Source organism: Paraburkholderia sp. RL17-337-BIB-A (genome assembly GCF_046025895.1).
In the GTDB taxonomy this organism is placed as follows: Bacteria; Pseudomonadota; Gammaproteobacteria; order Burkholderiales; family Burkholderiaceae; genus Paraburkholderia; species Paraburkholderia fungorum_C.
On sequence record NZ_JARESY010000001.1, the window covers coordinates 1,459,757 to 1,480,332 of the forward strand.

The 20,576-nt window shown below is 62.6% G+C and carries 6 protein-coding genes; 5 read left to right on the forward strand and 1 reads right to left on the reverse strand.

The window, feature by feature from the left end; translation table 11 throughout:
• The first annotated feature begins 196 nt into the window (after positions 1-196).
• The 4 genes from P0D84_RS06795 to P0D84_RS06810 all read left to right on the forward strand — a co-directional run bounded on the left by P0D84_RS06795 (position 197) and on the right by P0D84_RS06810 (position 17,661).
• A complete protein-coding gene (locus P0D84_RS06795) occupies positions 197-12,943 on the forward strand; it encodes a hypothetical protein (RefSeq protein ID WP_408333928.1) in 12,747 nt (4,248 codons plus the stop codon).
• 148 nt (positions 12,944-13,091) lie between these two features.
• Positions 13,092-14,375, forward strand: coding sequence for a TolC family protein (locus P0D84_RS06800; RefSeq protein ID WP_408333931.1), 1,284 nt, complete (start codon positions 13,092-13,094; stop codon positions 14,373-14,375).
• The gene (locus P0D84_RS06805) at positions 14,372-16,489 is read left to right on the forward strand and encodes an ATP-binding cassette domain-containing protein (protein ID WP_408333934.1); all 2,118 of its coding nucleotides are present in this window, start codon (positions 14,372-14,374) and stop codon (positions 16,487-16,489) included. Before P0D84_RS06800 ends, P0D84_RS06805 begins: the two co-directional genes overlap by 4 nt.
• A gap of 8 nt (positions 16,490-16,497) precedes the next feature.
• Complete coding sequence (locus P0D84_RS06810) at positions 16,498-17,661, forward strand: HlyD family type I secretion periplasmic adaptor subunit (RefSeq protein ID WP_408333937.1); 1,164 nt, start codon at positions 16,498-16,500, stop codon at positions 17,659-17,661.
• A gap of 60 nt (positions 17,662-17,721) precedes the next feature.
• On the opposite strand, the gene P0D84_RS06815 is transcribed toward P0D84_RS06810, so the two are convergent.
• Positions 17,722-18,765, reverse strand: a complete 1,044-nt coding sequence (locus P0D84_RS06815; protein WP_408333940.1) for an AraC family transcriptional regulator — start codon at positions 18,763-18,765, stop codon at positions 17,722-17,724.
• A gap of 603 nt (positions 18,766-19,368) precedes the next feature.
• On the opposite strand from P0D84_RS06815, the gene P0D84_RS06820 reads away from it, so the two are divergent.
• Positions 19,369-20,016, forward strand: coding sequence for a hypothetical protein (locus P0D84_RS06820; RefSeq protein ID WP_408333942.1), 648 nt, complete (start codon positions 19,369-19,371; stop codon positions 20,014-20,016).
• Positions 20,017-20,576 lie beyond the last annotated feature (560 nt).

Here is a 20,576-nt window from a genome sequence, read left to right on the forward strand (position 1 = left end):
AAAAGAACATCAACAGGGCCATCTCCTAAAGCGTTGCGAGCTTCATTGGCGGACCCACTGGCACGGTCGTTCAACACTCGGGTCGTCATCGATCCGAGCGCTGAACCATATCAACTTCATTGTGGTAAGCCGCACCGGAAGCGATATCCGGCCAGCAGCGGCATGAGCTATTACGATTTCTTCGGGGAGCAAGACAGTGAGCATCAAGAATTCAACGGTACAGTCGGTCAAGAAGCCTGGCGACAATCATCGCGTAAAGAAAACTGACGCGAATCACACTGTTGCAGTCGCATCGAATGGCGCTGTCATTGCTGACCATTTGAATCCGCTGGACCCACGGCATAAGCATCCGAATAAGGAGCGGAGCCACGAGACGGGCGACAAAGTCGAACATGACGCGAGTGCCCACAACGGCGACGCGGTGACATCGCACGATACGAATGGTGGCGCGGTCCAGGCGGCCGACACCAGCACCGCGCCGACCGATGCCTCGACGGGCGTCATGAGCGATGCCAGCAGCCCGGCCGGCGACGCGAGCGGGAGCGCGGATGTCGGCGGCACAACGGACGGCAGTTCGGAGGCGGGCGCGGGAGCCGCGCCGGCTGCGTCGAGTGGCGTGCCGACCAGCGTGTGGTTGAGCTTGCTCGGTGCCGCGGTGGTCGGCGGCGTGGCGGCCGCCGTTGCTAGCGGTGGCGGCGGTAGTAGTGGTGGTAGCAGCAGTAGTAGCTCCACCACCGCGGCGTCCGGCACCACGATTTCCGGCGAGGTGGCGGATGGTCTGATCAAGGGCGCGCACATTTATATCGACGTGAACGGCGACGGTATCCCGGTCGCCGCCGGCGATACCGGTGTGGTGACGGATGCGAACGGTAATTTCAGTCTGACCACCACCCTGAAGGGCTCGATCATCGCGGTGGGTGGCGTCAACATCGATACGGGTCTGCCGAACACGGTCACGCTGATGGCCCCGCAAGGATCGACCGTCGTCAATCCGTTGACGACGCTGGTTGAGGCGTATGCGGCTCAGCACGGCGTTTCGGTCGCAACAGCCGATGCGGTGATTGCGCAAGGGCTGGGCATTCCGGCCGGCGTCTCGCTGACGACGTACGACCCGCTGGCGGCGGCCGCCAACGATCCGACCGCACTCGCGGTACAGAAAATCGCGGCGCAGATTGCCACGATCCTGACCGTCACGGCGAACTCCGAGGCGGGAAGTGTTTCGTCGACAGCGCAGGCTTCGATGCTGAGCGCGCTGACCAACGCGGTCGCGAACGCAGGGCAGACCCCGATCAACCTGGCCAGCAGTTCGGTACTGAGCTCGATCAACAGCGACGCCGGCAATCTGCTGAATACGGGTGAGCTGAACAGCGCGACGACCAGCAACGTGGCGATCGGGCAGGCAACGACGCTGAACTCGGGTTCGGCGGACTCCGTTGCGGCGGCGCAGAGCGCCACGCTGACAACGCTGACGGAAACGGTGGCGGGCGCGCAGGCTTTGGTCGCGAGCGGCTCGTCGACGACATACGACCTGTCGGACTCCGCGGCCAACCTGGCAGCGGCGCCGGCGAGCCTGGCCGCCAACGTGGTCAATGTCGTCGCGACGACTGCGGCGACGGTGGCGCAAGCCACGGCGATTCATGCGTTTGCCAACAGCGGCACACAGACCTACACGATTAGCGATACGGCGGCGCATATCCTGGCGGGTGGCGCAGCGGTGACGGCGGCTGGCTCGGTCGTCACGACCGACGCTTTCGTGTCGGCGGGTGACGCGACGGCCTTGTATGCACTGAACGCGCACACGACCATCACGGCGATTCACGATACGGCGGCTAATCTGCTGCTCTCGGCCAATCACAGCGCGGTTGCGTCGGCGTCGGCGGTAACGGTGACTGACAGCTTTGTGTCGGTGGCGAATGCGGATGCATTGCACGCGTTGAATTCGGCGACGGTGATTGGGGCGGTGGATGATACGGCTGCGGCGCTGCTAGCGGCGATCGGGCATGGCGATGTCGGCTTGACGGGTGTGACCAGTCTGGTGACGACGGATGCGACTGCAGTCACGCTGAGCGTGGCCGATGCGGCCACGCTGCTGAACGCGCATGTGACGATTACGAATGGCTACAACCTGGTGGATTCGGAAGCGTCGCTGCTGGCGGCGATCCAGAACAACGCCATCGCGTTCACCTCGATTGGCGCGGGCACGATCTCGACGAACGACGCAACGGCGGTCAGCCTTGACCTGTCGGACGCGGATACGCTGCTGAACGCACACGTGGTGATCACGAACGGCTATAACCTGGTGGATTCGGAAGCGTCGCTGCTGGCGGCGATCCAGAACAACGCCATCGCGTTCACCTCGATTGGTGCGGGCACGATCTCGACGAACGACGCAACGGCGGTCAGCCTTGACCTGTCGGACGCGGACACGCTGCTGAACACACACGTGGTGATCACGAACGGCTACAACCTGGTGGATTCGGAAGCGTCGCTGCTGGCGGCGATCCAGAACAACGCCATCGCGTTCACCTCGATTGGTGCGGGCACGATCTCGACGAACGACGCAACGGCGGTCAGCCTTGACCTGTCGGACGCGGACACGCTGCTGAACGCACACGTGGTGATCACGAACGGCTACAACCTGTCGGATTCGGAAGCGTCGCTGCTGGCGGCGATCCAGAACCACGACATCGCAATCACCTCGATCGGCACGGGCACGATCTCGACGACGGACGGTGGCGCACTGGCGCTGGACGTGTCGGACGCGGACACGCTGCTGAACGCGGGCGTGGTGATCACGAACGGCTACAACCTGTCGGATTCGGAATCGTCGCTGCTGGCGGCGATCCAGAACCACGACATCGCGTTCACCTCGATTGGCACGGGCACGATCTCGACGAACGACTCAGGGGCGGTCAGCCTTGACCTGTCGGACGCGGACACGCTGCTGGGGGCGAACGTGGTGATCACGAACGGCTATAACCTGGTGGATTCGGAATCGTTGCTGCTGGCGGCAATCCAGAACAACGACATCGCGTTCACCTCGATTGGCACGGGCACGATCTCGACGAACGACGCAACGGCGGTCAGCCTTGACCTGTCGGACGCGGACACGCTGCTGAACGCGAACGTGGTGATCACGCACGGCTATAACCTGGTGGATTCGGAAGCGTTGCTGCTGGCGGCAATCCAGAACAACGACATCGCGTTCACCTCGATTGGCACGGGCACGATCTCGACGAACGACGCAACGGCGGTCAGCCTTGACCTGTCGGACGCGGACACGCTGCTGAACGCGAACGTGGTGATCACGCACGGCTATAACCTGGTGGATTCGGAAGCGTCGCTGCTGGCGGCGATCCAGAACCACGACATCGCGTTCACCTCGATTGGTGCGGGCACGATCTCGACGAACGACGCAACGGCGGTCAGCCTTGACCTGTCGGACGCGGCCACGCTGCTGAACGCGCATGTGACGATTACGAATGGCTACAACCTGGTGGATTCGGAAGCGTCGCTGCTGGCGGCGATCCAGAACAACGCCATCGCGTTCACCTCGATTGGCGCGGGCACGATCTCGACGAACGACGCAACGGCGGTCAGCCTTGACCTGTCGGACGCGGACACGCTGCTGAACGCACACGTGGTGATCACGAACGGCTACAACCTGTCGGATTCGGAAGCGTCGCTGCTGGCGGCGATCCAGAACAACGACATCGCGTTCACCTCGATCGGCACGGGCACGATCTCGACGACGGACGGTGGCGCACTGGCGCTGGACGTGTCGGACGCGGACACGCTGCTGAATGCACACGTGGTGATCACGAACGGCTACAACCTGGTGGATTCGGAAGCGTCGCTGCTGGCGGCGATCCAGAACAACGCCATCGCGTTCACCTCGATTGGCGCGGGCACGATCTCGACGAACGACGCAACGGCGGTCAGCCTTGACCTGTCGGACGCGGATACGCTGCTGAACGCACACGTGGTGATCACGAACGGCTATAACCTGGTGGATTCGGAAGCGTCGCTGCTGGCGGCGATCCAGAACAACGCCATCGCGTTCACCTCGATTGGTGCGGGCACGATCTCGACGAACGACGCAACGGCGGTCAGCCTTGACCTGTCGGACGCGGACACGCTGCTGAATGCACACGTGGTGATCACGAACGGCTACAACCTGTCGGATTCGGAAGCGTCGCTGCTGGCGGCGATCCAGAACCACGACATCGCGTTCACCTCGATCGGCACGGGCACGATCTCGACGACGGACGGTGGCGCACTGGCGCTGGACGTGTCGGACGCGGACACGCTGCTGAATGCACACGTGGTGATCACGAACGGCTACAACCTGGTGGATTCGGAAGCGTCGCTGCTGGCGGCGATCCAGAACAACGCCATCGCGTTCACCTCGATTGGCGCGGGCACGATCTCGACGAACGACGCAACGGCGGTCAGCCTTGACCTGTCGGACGCGGATACGCTGCTGAACGCACACGTGGTGATCACGAACGGCTATAACCTGGTGGATTCGGAAGCGTCGCTGCTGGCGGCGATCCAGAACAACGCCATCGCGTTCACCTCGATTGGTGCGGGCACGATCTCGACGAACGACGCAACGGCGGTCAGCCTTGACCTGTCGGACGCGGACACGCTGCTGAACACACACGTGGTGATCACGAACGGCTACAACCTGGTGGATTCGGAAGCGTCGCTGCTGGCGGCGATCCAGAACAACGCCATCGCGTTCACCTCGATTGGTGCGGGCACGATCTCGACGAACGACGCAACGGCGGTCAGCCTTGACCTGTCGGACGCGGACACGCTGCTGAATGCACACGTGGTGATCACGAACGGCTACAACCTGTCGGATTCGGAAGCGTCGCTGCTGGCGGCGATCCAGAACCACGACATCGCAATCACCTCGATCGGCACGGGCACGATCTCGACGACGGACGGTGGCGCACTGGCGCTGGACCTGTCGGACGCGGACACGCTGCTGAACGCACACGTGGTGATCACGAACGGCTACAACCTGTCGGATTCGGAAGCGTCGCTGCTGGCGGCGATCCAGAACAACGACATCGCGTTCACCTCGATCGGCACGGGCACGATCTCGACGACGGACGGTGGCGCACTGGCGCTGGACGTGTCGGACGCGGACACGCTGCTGAATGCACACGTGGTGATCACGAACGGCTACAACCTGGTGGATTCGGAAGCGTCGCTGCTGGCGGCGATCCAGAACAACGCCATCGCGTTCACCTCGATTGGCGCGGGCACGATCTCGACGAACGACGCAACGGCGGTCAGCCTTGACCTGTCGGACGCGGATACGCTGCTGAACGCACACGTGGTGATCACGAACGGCTATAACCTGGTGGATTCGGAAGCGTCGCTGCTGGCGGCGATCCAGAACAACGCCATCGCGTTCACCTCGATTGGTGCGGGCACGATCTCGACGAACGACGCAACGGCGGTCAGCCTTGACCTGTCGGACGCGGACACGCTGCTGAACACACACGTGGTGATCACGAACGGCTACAACCTGGTGGATTCGGAAGCGTCGCTGCTGGCGGCGATCCAGAACAACGCCATCGCGTTCACCTCGATTGGTGCGGGCACGATCTCGACGAACGACGCAACGGCGGTCAGCCTTGACCTGTCGGACGCGGACACGCTGCTGAATGCACACGTGGTGATCACGAACGGCTACAACCTGTCGGATTCGGAAGCGTCGCTGCTGGCGGCGATCCAGAACCACGACATCGCAATCGCCTCGATCGGCACGGGCACGATCTCGACGACGGACGGTGGCGCACTGGCGCTGGACCTGTCGGACGCGGACACGCTGCTGAACGCACACGTGGTGATCACGAACGGCTACAACCTGTCGGATTCGGAAGCGTCGCTGCTGGCGGCGATCCAGAACCACGACATCGCAATCACCTCGATCGGCACGGGCACGATCTCGACGACGGACGGTGGCGCACTGGCGCTGGACGTGTCGGACGCGGACACGCTGCTGAATGCACACGTGGTGATCACGAACGGCTACAACCTGGTGGATTCGGAAGCGTCGCTGCTGGCGGCGATCCAGAACCACGACATCGCGTTCACCTCGATTGGTGCGGGCACGATCTCGACGAACGACGCAACGGCGGTCAGCCTTGACCTGTCGGACGCGGATACGCTGCTGAACACGAACGTGGTGATCACGAACGGCTATAACCTGGTGGATTCGGAATCGTTGCTGCTGGCGGCGATCCAGAACCACGACATCGCGTTCACCTCGATTGGTGCGGGCACGATCTCGACGAACGACGCAACGGCGGTCAGCCTTGACCTGTCGGACGCGGATACGCTGCTGAACACACACGTGGTGATCACGAACGGCTACAACCTGGTGGATTCGGAAGCGTCGCTGCTGGCGGCGATCCAGAACAACGCCATCGCGTTCACCTCGATTGGTGCGGGCACGATCTCGACGAACGACGCAACGGCGGTCAGCCTTGACCTGTCGGACGCGGACACGCTGCTGAATGCACACGTGGTGATCACGAACGGCTACAACCTGTCGGATTCGGAAGCGTCGCTGCTGGCGGCGATCCAGAACCACGACATCGCAATCGCCTCGATCGGCACGGGCACGATCTCGACGACGGACGGTGGCGCACTGGCGCTGGACGTGTCGGACGCGGACACGCTGCTGAATGCACACGTGGTGATCACGAACGGCTACAACCTGTCGGATTCGGAAGCGTCGCTGCTGGCGGCGATCCAGAACCACGACATCGCGTTCACCTCGATCGGCACGGGCACGATCTCGACGACGGACGGTGGCGCACTGGCGCTGGACGTGTCGGACGCGGACACGCTGCTGAATGCACACGTGGTGATCACGAACGGCTACAACCTGGTGGATTCGGAAGCGTCGCTGCTGGCGGCGATCCAGAACAACGCCATCGCGTTCACCTCGATTGGCGCGGGCACGATCTCGACGAACGACGCAACGGCGGTCAGCCTTGACCTGTCGGACGCGGATACGCTGCTGAACGCACACGTGGTGATCACGAACGGCTATAACCTGGTGGATTCGGAAGCGTCGCTGCTGGCGGCGATCCAGAACAACGCCATCGCGTTCACCTCGATTGGTGCGGGCACGATCTCGACGAACGACGCAACGGCGGTCAGCCTTGACCTGTCGGACGCGGACACGCTGCTGAACACACACGTGGTGATCACGAACGGCTACAACCTGGTGGATTCGGAAGCGTCGCTGCTGGCGGCGATCCAGAACAACGCCATCGCGTTCACCTCGATTGGTGCGGGCACGATCTCGACGAACGACGCAACGGCGGTCAGCCTTGACCTGTCGGACGCGGACACGCTGCTGAATGCACACGTGGTGATCACGAACGGCTACAACCTGTCGGATTCGGAAGCGTCGCTGCTGGCGGCGATCCAGAACCACGACATCGCAATCACCTCGATCGGCACGGGCACGATCTCGACGACGGACGGTGGCGCACTGGCGCTGGACCTGTCGGACGCGGACACGCTGCTGAACGCACACGTGGTGATCACGAACGGCTACAACCTGTCGGATTCGGAAGCGTCGCTGCTGGCGGCGATCCAGAACAACGACATCGCGTTCACCTCGATCGGCACGGGCACGATCTCGACGACGGACGGTGGCGCACTGGCGCTGGACGTGTCGGACGCGGACACGCTGCTGAATGCACACGTGGTGATCACGAACGGCTACAACCTGGTGGATTCGGAAGCGTCGCTGCTGGCGGCGATCCAGAACAACGCCATCGCGTTCACCTCGATTGGCGCGGGCACGATCTCGACGAACGACGCAACGGCGGTCAGCCTTGACCTGTCGGACGCGGATACGCTGCTGAACGCACACGTGGTGATCACGAACGGCTATAACCTGGTGGATTCGGAAGCGTCGCTGCTGGCGGCGATCCAGAACAACGCCATCGCGTTCACCTCGATTGGTGCGGGCACGATCTCGACGAACGACGCAACGGCGGTCAGCCTTGACCTGTCGGACGCGGACACGCTGCTGAACACACACGTGGTGATCACGAACGGCTACAACCTGGTGGATTCGGAAGCGTCGCTGCTGGCGGCGATCCAGAACAACGCCATCGCGTTCACCTCGATTGGTGCGGGCACGATCTCGACGAACGACGCAACGGCGGTCAGCCTTGACCTGTCGGACGCGGACACGCTGCTGAATGCACACGTGGTGATCACGAACGGCTACAACCTGTCGGATTCGGAAGCGTCGCTGCTGGCGGCGATCCAGAACCACGACATCGCAATCACCTCGATCGGCACGGGCACGATCTCGACGACGGACGGTGGCGCACTGGCGCTGGACCTGTCGGACGCGGACACGCTGCTGAACGCACACGTGGTGATCACGAACGGCTACAACCTGTCGGATTCGGAAGCGTCGCTGCTGGCGGCGATCCAGAACAACGACATCGCGTTCACCTCGATCGGCACGGGCACGATCTCGACGACGGACGGTGGCGCACTGGCGCTGGACGTGTCGGACGCGGACACGCTGCTGAATGCACACGTGGTGATCACGAACGGCTACAACCTGGTGGATTCGGAAGCGTCGCTGCTGGCGGCGATCCAGAACAACGCCATCGCGTTCACCTCGATTGGCGCGGGCACGATCTCGACGAACGACGCAACGGCGGTCAGCCTTGACCTGTCGGACGCGGATACGCTGCTGAACGCACACGTGGTGATCACGAACGGCTATAACCTGGTGGATTCGGAAGCGTCGCTGCTGGCGGCGATCCAGAACAACGCCATCGCGTTCACCTCGATTGGTGCGGGCACGATCTCGACGAACGACGCAACGGCGGTCAGCCTTGACCTGTCGGACGCGGACACGCTGCTGAACACACACGTGGTGATCACGAACGGCTACAACCTGGTGGATTCGGAAGCGTCGCTGCTGGCGGCGATCCAGAACAACGCCATCGCGTTCACCTCGATTGGTGCGGGCACGATCTCGACGAACGACGCAACGGCGGTCAGCCTTGACCTGTCGGACGCGGACACGCTGCTGAATGCACACGTGGTGATCACGAACGGCTACAACCTGTCGGATTCGGAAGCGTCGCTGCTGGCGGCGATCCAGAACCACGACATCGCAATCGCCTCGATCGGCACGGGCACGATCTCGACGACGGACGGTGGCGCACTGGCGCTGGACGTGTCGGACGCGGACACGCTGCTGAACGCACACGTGGTGATCACGAACGGCTACAACCTGTCGGATTCGGAAGCGTCGCTGCTGGCGGCGATCCAGAACAACGACATCGCGTTCACCTCGATCGGCACGGGCACGATCTCGACGACGGACGGTGGCGCACTGGCGCTGGACGTGTCGGACGCGGACACGCTGCTGAATGCACACGTGGTGATCACGAACGGCTACAACCTGGTGGATTCGGAAGCGTCGCTGCTGGCGGCGATCCAGAACAACGCCATCGCGTTCACCTCGATTGGCGCGGGCACGATCTCGACGAACGACGCAACGGCGGTCAGCCTTGACCTGTCGGACGCGGATACGCTGCTGAACGCACACGTGGTGATCACGAACGGCTATAACCTGGTGGATTCGGAAGCGTCGCTGCTGGCGGCGATCCAGAACAACGCCATCGCGTTCACCTCGATTGGTGCGGGCACGATCTCGACGAACGACGCAACGGCGGTCAGCCTTGACCTGTCGGACGCGGACACGCTGCTGAACACACACGTGGTGATCACGAACGGCTACAACCTGGTGGATTCGGAAGCGTCGCTGCTGGCGGCGATCCAGAACAACGCCATCGCGTTCACCTCGATTGGTGCGGGCACGATCTCGACGAACGACGCAACGGCGGTCAGCCTTGACCTGTCGGACGCGGACACGCTGCTGAATGCACACGTGGTGATCACGAACGGCTACAACCTGTCGGATTCGGAAGCGTCGCTGCTGGCGGCGATCCAGAACCACGACATCGCAATCGCCTCGATCGGCACGGGCACGATCTCGACGACGGACGGTGGCGCACTGGCGCTGGACGTGTCGGACGCGGACACGCTGCTGAACGCACACGTGGTGATCACGAACGGCTACAACCTGTCGGATTCGGAAGCGTCGCTGCTGGCGGCGATCCAGAACAACGACATCGCGTTCACCTCGATCGGCACGGGCACGATCTCGACGACGGACGGTGGCGCACTGGCGCTGGACGTGTCGGACGCGGACACGCTGCTGAATGCACACGTGGTGATCACGAACGGCTACAACCTGTCGGATTCGGAAGCGTCGCTGCTGGCGGCGATCCAGAACAACGCCATCGCGTTCACCTCGATTGGCGCGGGCACGATCTCGACGAACGACGCAACGGCGGTCAGCCTTGACCTGTCGGACGCGGATACGCTGCTGAACGCACACGTGGTGATCACGAACGGCTATAACCTGGTGGATTCGGAAGCGTCGCTGCTGGCGGCGATCCAGAACAACGCCATCGCGTTCACCTCGATTGGTGCGGGCACGATCTCGACGAACGACGCAACGGCGGTCAGCCTTGACCTGTCGGACGCGGACACGCTGCTGAACACACACGTGGTGATCACGAACGGCTACAACCTGGTGGATTCGGAAGCGTCGCTGCTGGCGGCGATCCAGAACAACGCCATCGCGTTCACCTCGATTGGTGCGGGCACGATCTCGACGAACGACGCAACGGCGGTCAGCCTTGACCTGTCGGACGCGGACACGCTGCTGAATGCACACGTGGTGATCACGAACGGCTACAACCTGTCGGATTCGGAAGCGTCGCTGCTGGCGGCGATCCAGAACCACGACATCGCAATCGCCTCGATCGGCACGGGCACGATCTCGACGACGGACGGTGGCGCACTGGCGCTGGACGTGTCGGACGCGGACACGCTGCTGAACGCACACGTGGTGATCACGAACGGCTACAACCTGTCGGATTCGGAATCGTCGCTGCTGGCGGCAATCCAGAACCACGACATCGCAATCACCTCGATTGGCGAGGGCACGATCTCAACGAACGACACAGGTCCGGTTGCGATCAGCCTGTCCGCCGTCGCGACGCTACAGCAAGCGGGCGTCGACATCACCAACGGCTTTACGCTGTCCGACACATCGACCGATCTCCTGCTGCCAGCGAACTCGGCTGCAGTGTCAGCCGCCTCCGCGGTGGCAGCCACCGACACCGTGTCGATCACAACGGCGGCTTCGTTGTACGCGTTGAACTCGAACACGACTTACAGCATCTCCGATACGGCAGCGGACTTGGTTGCTGCCAACGCAGCCGTGATCAACGGCCACGCGGTCAACCTGACGGTATCGGACCCGGCGAACGCGACGCAGGCGGTGACCATCAACAGTTTCACCGTGACGGGCGCCAAGAGCTACACGATCTCCGATACGGTGGCCAATCTCAGCACCGGTCAGCACAACTGGGCGACCTTCACAGGGGCAACCAGCGTCACGGCCGTCGTTTCGACGTCGACCAACCTGACGACGGTGACACTGGATCAAGGCGTCACCGCCATCAACCTGAACGGTCAGGCCGTCAAGATGACTGACAGCCAGGCGCAGTTGAACCTGGTCGGCATCGGTACCGTGACAGAAGTTCTGTCGGCGAACCGCAACCTGATGAGCGGCAGCTTCGCGCTCAACGGGGCGGTAACTGCCCTCGACCTGAACGGCCACACGGCGCAACTCACCAGCGCCGAGCTCGCCCTGCTGGTCGGCGGCCTCACGGACAGCATCGGCGGCGGCAGCGTCGCCGAGCAACTGTCGGCCAACGTCAGCGGTCCGCTGAACAGCTTCGTGACCAGTCTCGACCTCGACGGCCACCAGGCCACCTTGACCGCGAACGCGATGGCCGCGCTGACGATTACCGATTCGGCCGTCGGCGGCTCGATCAAGGAGCAGTTGACTGCAAACCTCGACCTGACGACGACCCTGAATTCGAACGTTACGGCAATCGACCTCGAAGGCCATACGGTGAAGCTGACAGGCACCGAGTTGAGCAACCTCACGGTGAGCGACTCGGTGGGTGGCGGCACGATTACCGAACAGCTGACGCAGGACACGAACCTGACGACCCTGGCGTCGACGAGCCTGATCACGGGCATCGACCTCAACGGTCACGTGGCAACGATGACGGCAGCTGAGCTGAACTCGCTCACCATCAGCGACTCAGTGGGTGGCGGCTACGTGATCGAGCAGCTCCAGGGTTCGACCAACCTGACGACCGGCCTCAACAGCCATGTTCAGGAGCTCGATCTCGCCGGTTACACGGTCAAGCTGACGGACACGGAACTGGCCAGCGGGCTGACCCACGGTCTCATCGATTCGTCGTCGGGCCTCACCGGGTCGGTGGTGGAGCAGTTCACCACAGGCGGCGACCTGACGTCGAGCTCACTCAACAGCCTCGTGCACGGACTCGATCTGAACGGCAATTCGGTGACGTTGACCGATACGCAGCTCGGCCAGATCAACTTCGTGAACGATACGCTGGGCGGTGGCTCGGTGACGGAATCCGATACGCATGCGCTGAACAACGGCGACACGCTTTCGCTGGTCACGCACTCGACGACGACCCTCAACCTCGACCTGAACGACGAGGTGGCGGCGAACGCCACGGTGACCATCGCGGGCCTGCAGCACAACGACACGCTGAACGTCGGCACCAGCACCCTGACGTCAGCGGTGGGCAGTGCGCAGGCAGTCAACCAGGCAGGCGAGTACTTCTTCGACACCAGCGCGAAGACGCTGACCTGGGACGACTCGAGTTCGCATGTTCATTCGGTCGTGCTGGCCAACGTGACGAGCGTCACGCTGGAGCCGAATCAGCACACGTTCACGGTGATCTGACCGTGTCGAAGCAGCGCCGGTAAAGACTGAGTAAGACCGAATGGCCCCACCGAAGTCCGGTGGGGCCGTTTCTCGATTGAGCTAGAAAAGCGTTCGACAGATAACGGGGGTCGAACGGCCGTAAAAAAACCAGAAGTTGGTGTACAAAATGTTCTTGAAGAATTACATGGCAGGTGCGGTAGCAACCGCGCTTGTTACGGCGAGCCTCGGGGCCTCGGCCGCCGATTGGTCGCTAGGCCAGATGGCGCGGCAGGCGCTCGCCACGCATCCGGAAATTGTCGGCAAGCAATATTCGCTCAATGCAGCGGAAGCGAATGTGAAGGCCGCGTCGTGGCAACGCTTTCCGACCCTCGCCGTCGAAGGCGGCAAGGCCAACGACGGCAACCCGCGCTTTACCGATATCAGCCTGACGCAGCCGATCTGGGCCGGCGGCCGCATCTCGGGGACCATCGCCTCCGCTGAGGCGCAAAAGGACGCGGCCTCGGCGAGCGTCGACGAAACCCGCGAAGATATTCTGCTGCGCGTGGCGACGGCTTTCGTCGAGGCGATGCGGCAGCAGGCGCGCACGGCGATCGCCGAAAAGGAAGTGGAGCAGCATCAGCAGCTGTTCGACATGATCAGCCGGCGCGTCGACGCCCAGGCGAGCGCTACCGTGGACCGGGACCTGGCGCAGTCCCGCCTGTACCAGGCGGACAACGATTTATCGGCGGCAAAGCAGGCGCTTGCCACGGCGCTCTCGCAGCTCTCGCAGCTCGTCGGGCAGCGCGTGCCGGCCGTCGACGACTACAGCATCGACCAGATGATGCCCGATTCCGTCGATACCGCGGTCGACCTGGCCACCGGCGTGTCGCCGACGCTCAAGCGATACGATTATCAGGAAAAGGCCGCCGAAGCCGATATCACAGTGAAAAAGGCGGCCTACCTGCCGCAGGTTTCGGTGCGCTTCGACAAGTTCTACGGGCAGGATCTGATCACGCCGCAAGACACCACGCGTGGAAGCCGCGTCATGCTCGTTATCCAGGCGGAACCGGGCGCGGGCCTGTCGGCCGCTGCAGGCGTCGGCGCAGCTGTCGCCGCAAAGAACGCCGCAATCGAAGCACGCACCGCCGCGCTGCGCGACCTGCGGCTGTTGGTGTCGACCGACTGGGACGAGTATATGGGCGCCCGCGAACGCTTCCAGAGCTCGACCTTGTCCACTGCCAGTTCGAAGGCGGTGTACGAGTCGTACGTGCGCCAGTACACGATCGGCAAGAAGTCGTGGCTCGACGTGATGAATACCGTGCGGGAAGCGTCCCAGTCCGAGATGACGACTGCGGACGCCAAGGCGCAGATGACCGCCGCGGCGTTGCGGCTCGAGGTCAGGACCGGCGAGACGCCGTTCCTCGACGAAGCCAGCAACGTCCCCCCCGCTCAAAACAATTCGACCCCATGAACCCGCTCCTCTCCGCAATTACGCTGGCTGCCAAGGCAGTCGGCCAGACCGTCCCGCAAGCGCTGCTGCAAGATGTCCAGACTGTGCTCGAGGTGGGCGCCGATGCGCCGGTGCTCGAGCGGGTCAGGGCAGCCTGGCAGGCCGGCAGCCTCACCGGCGAAGTCTACGAACTCGCTGCGCCAGGCGCCGGACAAGGCCCGTTTCTCGCGCGTGCCGAGTCGGGCGAATGGTGGATCGTGCTGGCCCGCAACGCCGACGGCAGTTGGACCGCGCGCGCGGCCGACGGCCAGATGGCGCGGCTCGACGGCCTCGAGGGCGCGGTGTGCATCGGCCTGCCTGTCGAGCACGACGACGCGTTCGGCGGGTCCGATCCGGCCGACCCCTCCAGCCCAAACACGTCCGCCAAGCGTCTCGTGCTGGACGCATTGTGGCGCAACAAGTCGCACTACCTCGAAGCGATCCTGGCGACGGTGCTGACCAACATCCTCGCGATCACGACCTCGCTCTTCAGCATGCAGGTGTATGACCGCGTGATCCCGAACCGCGGCTTCGCCACGCTCGTGGTGCTGTCGGTCGGCGTCGGCGCGGCGATCCTGCTGGAGTTGCTGCTCAAACAGGTGCGCGGCGCGTCGATCGAGCGCACTGCCAGGCGCATCGACGAGAGTCTGTCGGTATGGTTTTACAACCGCCTGATCAACATACGGCTTGAACACCGGCCGTCGTCGATCGGCTCGCTCGCCTCACAGGTCAAGGGCTTCGAGTCGGTGCGCGCGATCCTGAGTTCGACCTCGTTGTTCGTGCTGGTCGATATTCCGTTCGCATTGCTTTTTATCCTGATCATCGGGCTGATCGGCGGCCGGCTCGTGCTGGTGCCGCTGCTGATGTTCCCGATCTCGCTGTGCGCGGGCTTGATGTTCCAGAGACAGATTGCCTTCCATTCGCGGCAGAACCAGGGGCAGAGCCACCGCAAGGCAGGTTTGCTGGTGGAGTCGATCGACGGCGCGGAATCGTTCAAGGCCAACGGTGCCGACTGGTCGCTGCAGCGCCGCTGGTCGGGACTCGTCGACGATGCCGGCGCGTCTGACTACAAGGTGAAAAACTATTCGTCGCTGTCGCAGCACTTGACCGTGGCGCTGCAGCAGCTCGGCTATGTCGGGCTGGTTGCGTTCGGCGCGTATCTGGTCGCCGATAACAAGTTGACCATGGGCGCGCTGATTGCCTGCACCATTATCAGCGGGCGGGCCATGTCGCCGATCGCGCAATTGCCTGCGACGCTGGTGCAGTGGTCCAATGCGCGCGCCGCGGCGAACGGTCTCGACAAGCTGATCTCCCTGCCCAACGACAACGACGCGCGCGGCCGTGCACTGGTTCCGGAAATCGTCGACGGCGCGATGCGCATCGACGGCGTCAAGTTCAGTTATGGCCACGGTGGCGACGCGGCCGTCGATATCGAGCAGCTCGACATCAAGACCGGCGAGCGGATCGGCATCATCGGTTCGATCGGCTCGGGCAAGAGCACGCTCCTGAAACTGATGTCGGGCCTGTTCCGGCCCGCCGCTGGCCGGATCTCGATCAACGGCATCGACATGGCGCTGATCCTCCCTGAGGTCCTGCATGAAAAGATCGCCTACTTGCCGCAGGAAATCCGCCTGATCAGCGGCACCTTGCGCGGCAACCTCGTGCAAGGCCTGCCCGATCCCGGCGACGAGCGCCTGCTCGAAGTCGCCAGGCTGACCGGATTGATGGACCTGATCACCCGGCATCCGAAGGGACTCGCACTGCCGATCACCGAAGGCGGGCGCGGCATTTCCGGCGGACAGCGGCAATTGATCGGGTTCACACGGCTGTTGCTGATGCGGCCCAAAGTGCTGGTGCTCGACGAGCCGACCGCATCGATGGACTCGGCCACCGAGAAACGCATCGTTGCCGTGATCGACGCGATCGCCGCCCGCGGCACAACCGTGCTGGTCGCCACCCACAAGACCGCGCTGCTGCCGGTGACCCGGCGGCTGCTGGTGATGCGCGACGGCCGTGTTGTGATGGACGGCCCACGCGATCAGGTCATCGACAAACTGTTCGGCACGTCGCCGGTTGCTTCTACCTCTGAGGTTTGATTCGCTTTATGTCGGACATTACACAAGAAATTCCGCGTGCCCGGTGGGCGCTGACCGCATGCTGCGGGGTGGCGATAGTCGGTTTCATCGTGTGGGCGCGCTGGGCTTCGCTCGATCAGATCACGCGGGCACAAGGGCAAGTGATCGCCAGTTCGCGCGACCAGATCATCCAGTCCCAGGATCTGATGACCATCGACGCCGTTCTGGTCAAGGAAGGTGCGGACGTCAAGCGCGGCCAGCCGCTGGTGCGCTTTGAGCGCACTCGCGCCGAGGCAGCCTATCTCGAATCGCAGAGCAAGGAGATGTCGCTCGAGGCGGAGGTGGCGCGTCTGCACGCGGAAGTTTACGGCGGCACGCCGCAGTTTCCGAAATCACTCGACGCCTATTCCGATATCCGCTCGAACGAGGAACTGCTGTTCCGCAAACGGCAAGCGGCGGTCGACGACGAGGTAGCGGCGATGCGCAAGTCGCTGGAATACGTGCAGGACGAGCTCAACATCAACCTGCCGCTGCTGGCATCGGGCGATGTCAGCAGGGCCGACGTGCTCAAGCTCGAGCGGCAGGTCGCCGATCTCCAGGGGCAGATTACCAACCGGCGCAACAAGTACATGCAGGATTCGCAGACCGATCTGTCCAAGGCGCTTGAGGATCTCGCGGGCGTTGACCAGGTCGTTGCGCAGCGCAAGGACCAGCTCGACCACACGGTGATCGATTCGCCGGTCGACGGCATTGTGCGCAACGTCCGCATTAGCACGCCCGGTGGCGTGGCGCGCGCCGGCGATGAAATCATGCAGATCGTGCCGGTCGACGACGAGTTGATCATCGAGGCTAAGGTCAAGCCGAAGGACATCGCCTTCATCAAGCCAGGGCTGCCGGCGAAGATCAAGCTGGATGCCTACGACTACACGATCTACGGCACGCTGTCGGGCACAGTGACGTACATCAGTGCGGATACGCTCAATGACGACACCCATCCTGCCAATGAGCAGCCCTTCTACCGCGTGCAGGTGAAGACAAACGGCAATGATCTGGGGCGCGCGGTGGGGCATCGGATTTCCGTGCAGCCGGGTATGACGGCCACCGTGGAAATCAAGACCGGTTCGAACACGGTGCTGAACTACCTGACCAAGCCGATCACCAAGACCGTGACCGAATCGATGGGCGAGCGCTAGTGCGCGTCAGGAGGGCGCAGCGATGCGCCCGTCACCGTGCTCGCTCGAACCGGTCCGACTTTACGTCCGGCGAACCGGCTTGAGCGCGCTTTGCCGGTCTTGCGCGGTGAGCGTGCGGAAATCCAGCGGCGTCATTCCATAGGCCCGGCGGAAGGCACGCGTGAAATCGGTGGCGCTTTTAAAGCCGAGTTCGTAGCCAATATTTGCCACCGCCGTCTGCGGCTTGCGGATCAGGTCATCGGCAGCATGACGTAGCCTGATGTGACGGATGTAGGCGCCCACACCGCCCTCATGCTGAAACAGGCGGTACAGGGTCTGGCGAGGAAGTCCCAACGCGCTCATCACGCTTTCGGGAGAGAGTGCCGCGTTGTGCCGGTTGGCCTGTATATAGCGTCTCGCCTGGCCGAACATGGCCGCGCGGCCGGCTGCGCGCGCATTCCCGCTCAGGAGTGCCTGTTTGCCAAACAGTGCGATCAGCATCTGCGCGCCCGAGCGGACGGCTTCGTCCGCTGACTCGGCGCTCATCTGTGCGATGTTCTGACTGAGCGCGCTCAGATGGTCGACGATTAACCGCGTGAACGGTGTCGTCCCGTGGATCGTGCGGCCATGGATGGCCTCCGCATCAGGAAATTCTGCCTGCACCGTCTCGCTCGGCACGAACAGCGTGAGCACCCTGCAGGCGTTGCGCTGCATCCTGACCGGTTGGTTCAAATCGAGTGCAAGGATCGTTGCCGCGGGCGCAGGCGCGCTTTTGGGGGGCGTGGCGCGCAGTGTGATGTTCTCAACGCCGCCCTCCAGAAACACGTGAAAAGCGACATCACGCACCTTGTCGGTCGAAATTCGGGCCTGGGAGCGCTCGAGCAGCATCCGGTCGGACCGGCAATCGGTAAACGCGAGTTGGCCAACCTGATAGCGATCAATCGAAGCCTGGAACGGCTCGTCGAGCTGGGATAGCGAGGGCAGCACGTCGATCACATGGCCGACCCGATCCCGCCAGGCTAGCAACTGCCGCTGGGGCGGTTTCGTACGCACGTCGAAATGACTATGGGCAATGCCGGGTTTGAGCGGAGAATGAACTTGAATTGGGTTCGCGCCGAGGTTCATGCGGGCGCTCCTTTACGGAAATAGGCAAAGAGGGGTGGATCGAACAGTGTCCGAATTTAACCAGAAACGTGTCGGAATGTAACCGGAAAATGCTCTTGACGAGGCACTATTTAAAAGAAGATTTGCTCGAAACCGCTAACAAAAAGTCTGGCACGTGGGAGCGAGTGACAAAAGTGGCCAGCCTCCTTCAGAGGGCTGTCTTGAGGAAGTCGAGCCGTTGATTCCAAAAACGTAAAGTTATCCTATGGAAAACGTTTGCGAGGCGCGTTTTATTCGGGGTTTGCTGAAGTGGATATAGCGGGATGAGCAGTATAAGGAGAGGCCCTAAGCGCTGACCTTTTCCGGCATTACTTGCCACCCATTGACTGGCGTGGGCCTCTCACGCCGAAACGGCAATCTCACGCTAATTGCCCGACGAGACATGCCGGCAGATCGCGCCACGTCGCGCGGTCCGTTCGCTCGAGCTGACCGTCCGTTACAATCGACCCTGAAGTCCAGTCGTGGCTAACACGCGCGACAAGCCGGATCTGCAGCGCGTTGTCGGAACGCAGCCGGTCTAACCACGTTAGGTGTTCATGCGAGCGCCATGGAGCGGAGAGGCCAATGAAGAACGGAAAGCCGAAGTTCACGCGTCAGCATGCTGACGGACTGTTCCCTGATTTGAAACCGAGCGGCGCCCACATCGGGAGTCGGCCCGACAATCCGTTTGGCAGCGAGGCATTCGAGGCAGTCGACCGGCATGACCGTGACGAAAAATCTCTCTGGAAAGAGAACCTCGTCACCTTGCCCATGGGGATCGAGTTGCCGCCTGGGTATGAATCGGCCTCACGTGTGCGCGAAGCGATGGCGCGGGCGTGGCGGATGAAATGGGTCCGGGAAGCGAGGAACGAGATCGTTGCGGAATTCCCCGAAGACTGGTCGGCCGTCAGGCCAAAAAGCGGGCCGGTGGAGTTACGGGACGCGAACGGGGTTGTCCGCGCCCTATACGGTTGGGCAGAAGATGCCGAACTCAGGATTCTGCCGCGCTATCTGGTGGAATCGCAGGAGAACAGCTCGAACGGTCTCGGCAGTTTGCTTGTACGTGATCGCGAGAACGGACACATTCTTGAGCGATCGTCGAGCTGGTCGGCGCAGACGGGTACCCATCATCCAGATTGGGCGAGGCTGTCTGCGTGGCTTGACGGGCAGTTTCCGCTGCATCGGGATCCGTTGCGTTATTGGTCAGACTGCGAGCGTAACTGTGGTAACTAGCCCAAACTTCTGAAAGATCAGCGCGTCGCATTTGGCAAGACCAAACAGAGCGGTCGCCAGGCATCAAGACTGGCTTTCATCAGTTCGCCTTCCTCAATTCGATGGACTCCCAATGCGTACCGGAAACGATCAGGCGGTGACTATCGCCGAATCGTCATTACTCGCGTGCACATAGGGGCATTCGCGTAACGCTGGCGTCAGTTTCGGCTGGTATTCCGTCCCCGGCCTCACATTGATCCTGTCACTGCCCACGGTTCAGTTATGTGGATCGTGGGCGTTTCGCCGTCTCCGGCCCGCTGCGGTGTGCGGTGTGCGTGGCGTGCGACAATCCGCGCCGCTACCCGGCGCACCGGTTCACCTATGATGAAGTCATGCACTGACGAACGGCTCCGCAGCACCAGCCTTTCGTCTATCTGCTGAGATTTGCCCGATCCACTACGGTCGACGTGACTCTCTATCTCGGAGCATATAAGGCATGCGCGCCGATAACTCGCGTGACGCCTGACTGTTGAATTTGAGACCTGTCTATCGAAAAGGATGAGTGCGCATCAGATTGTGCG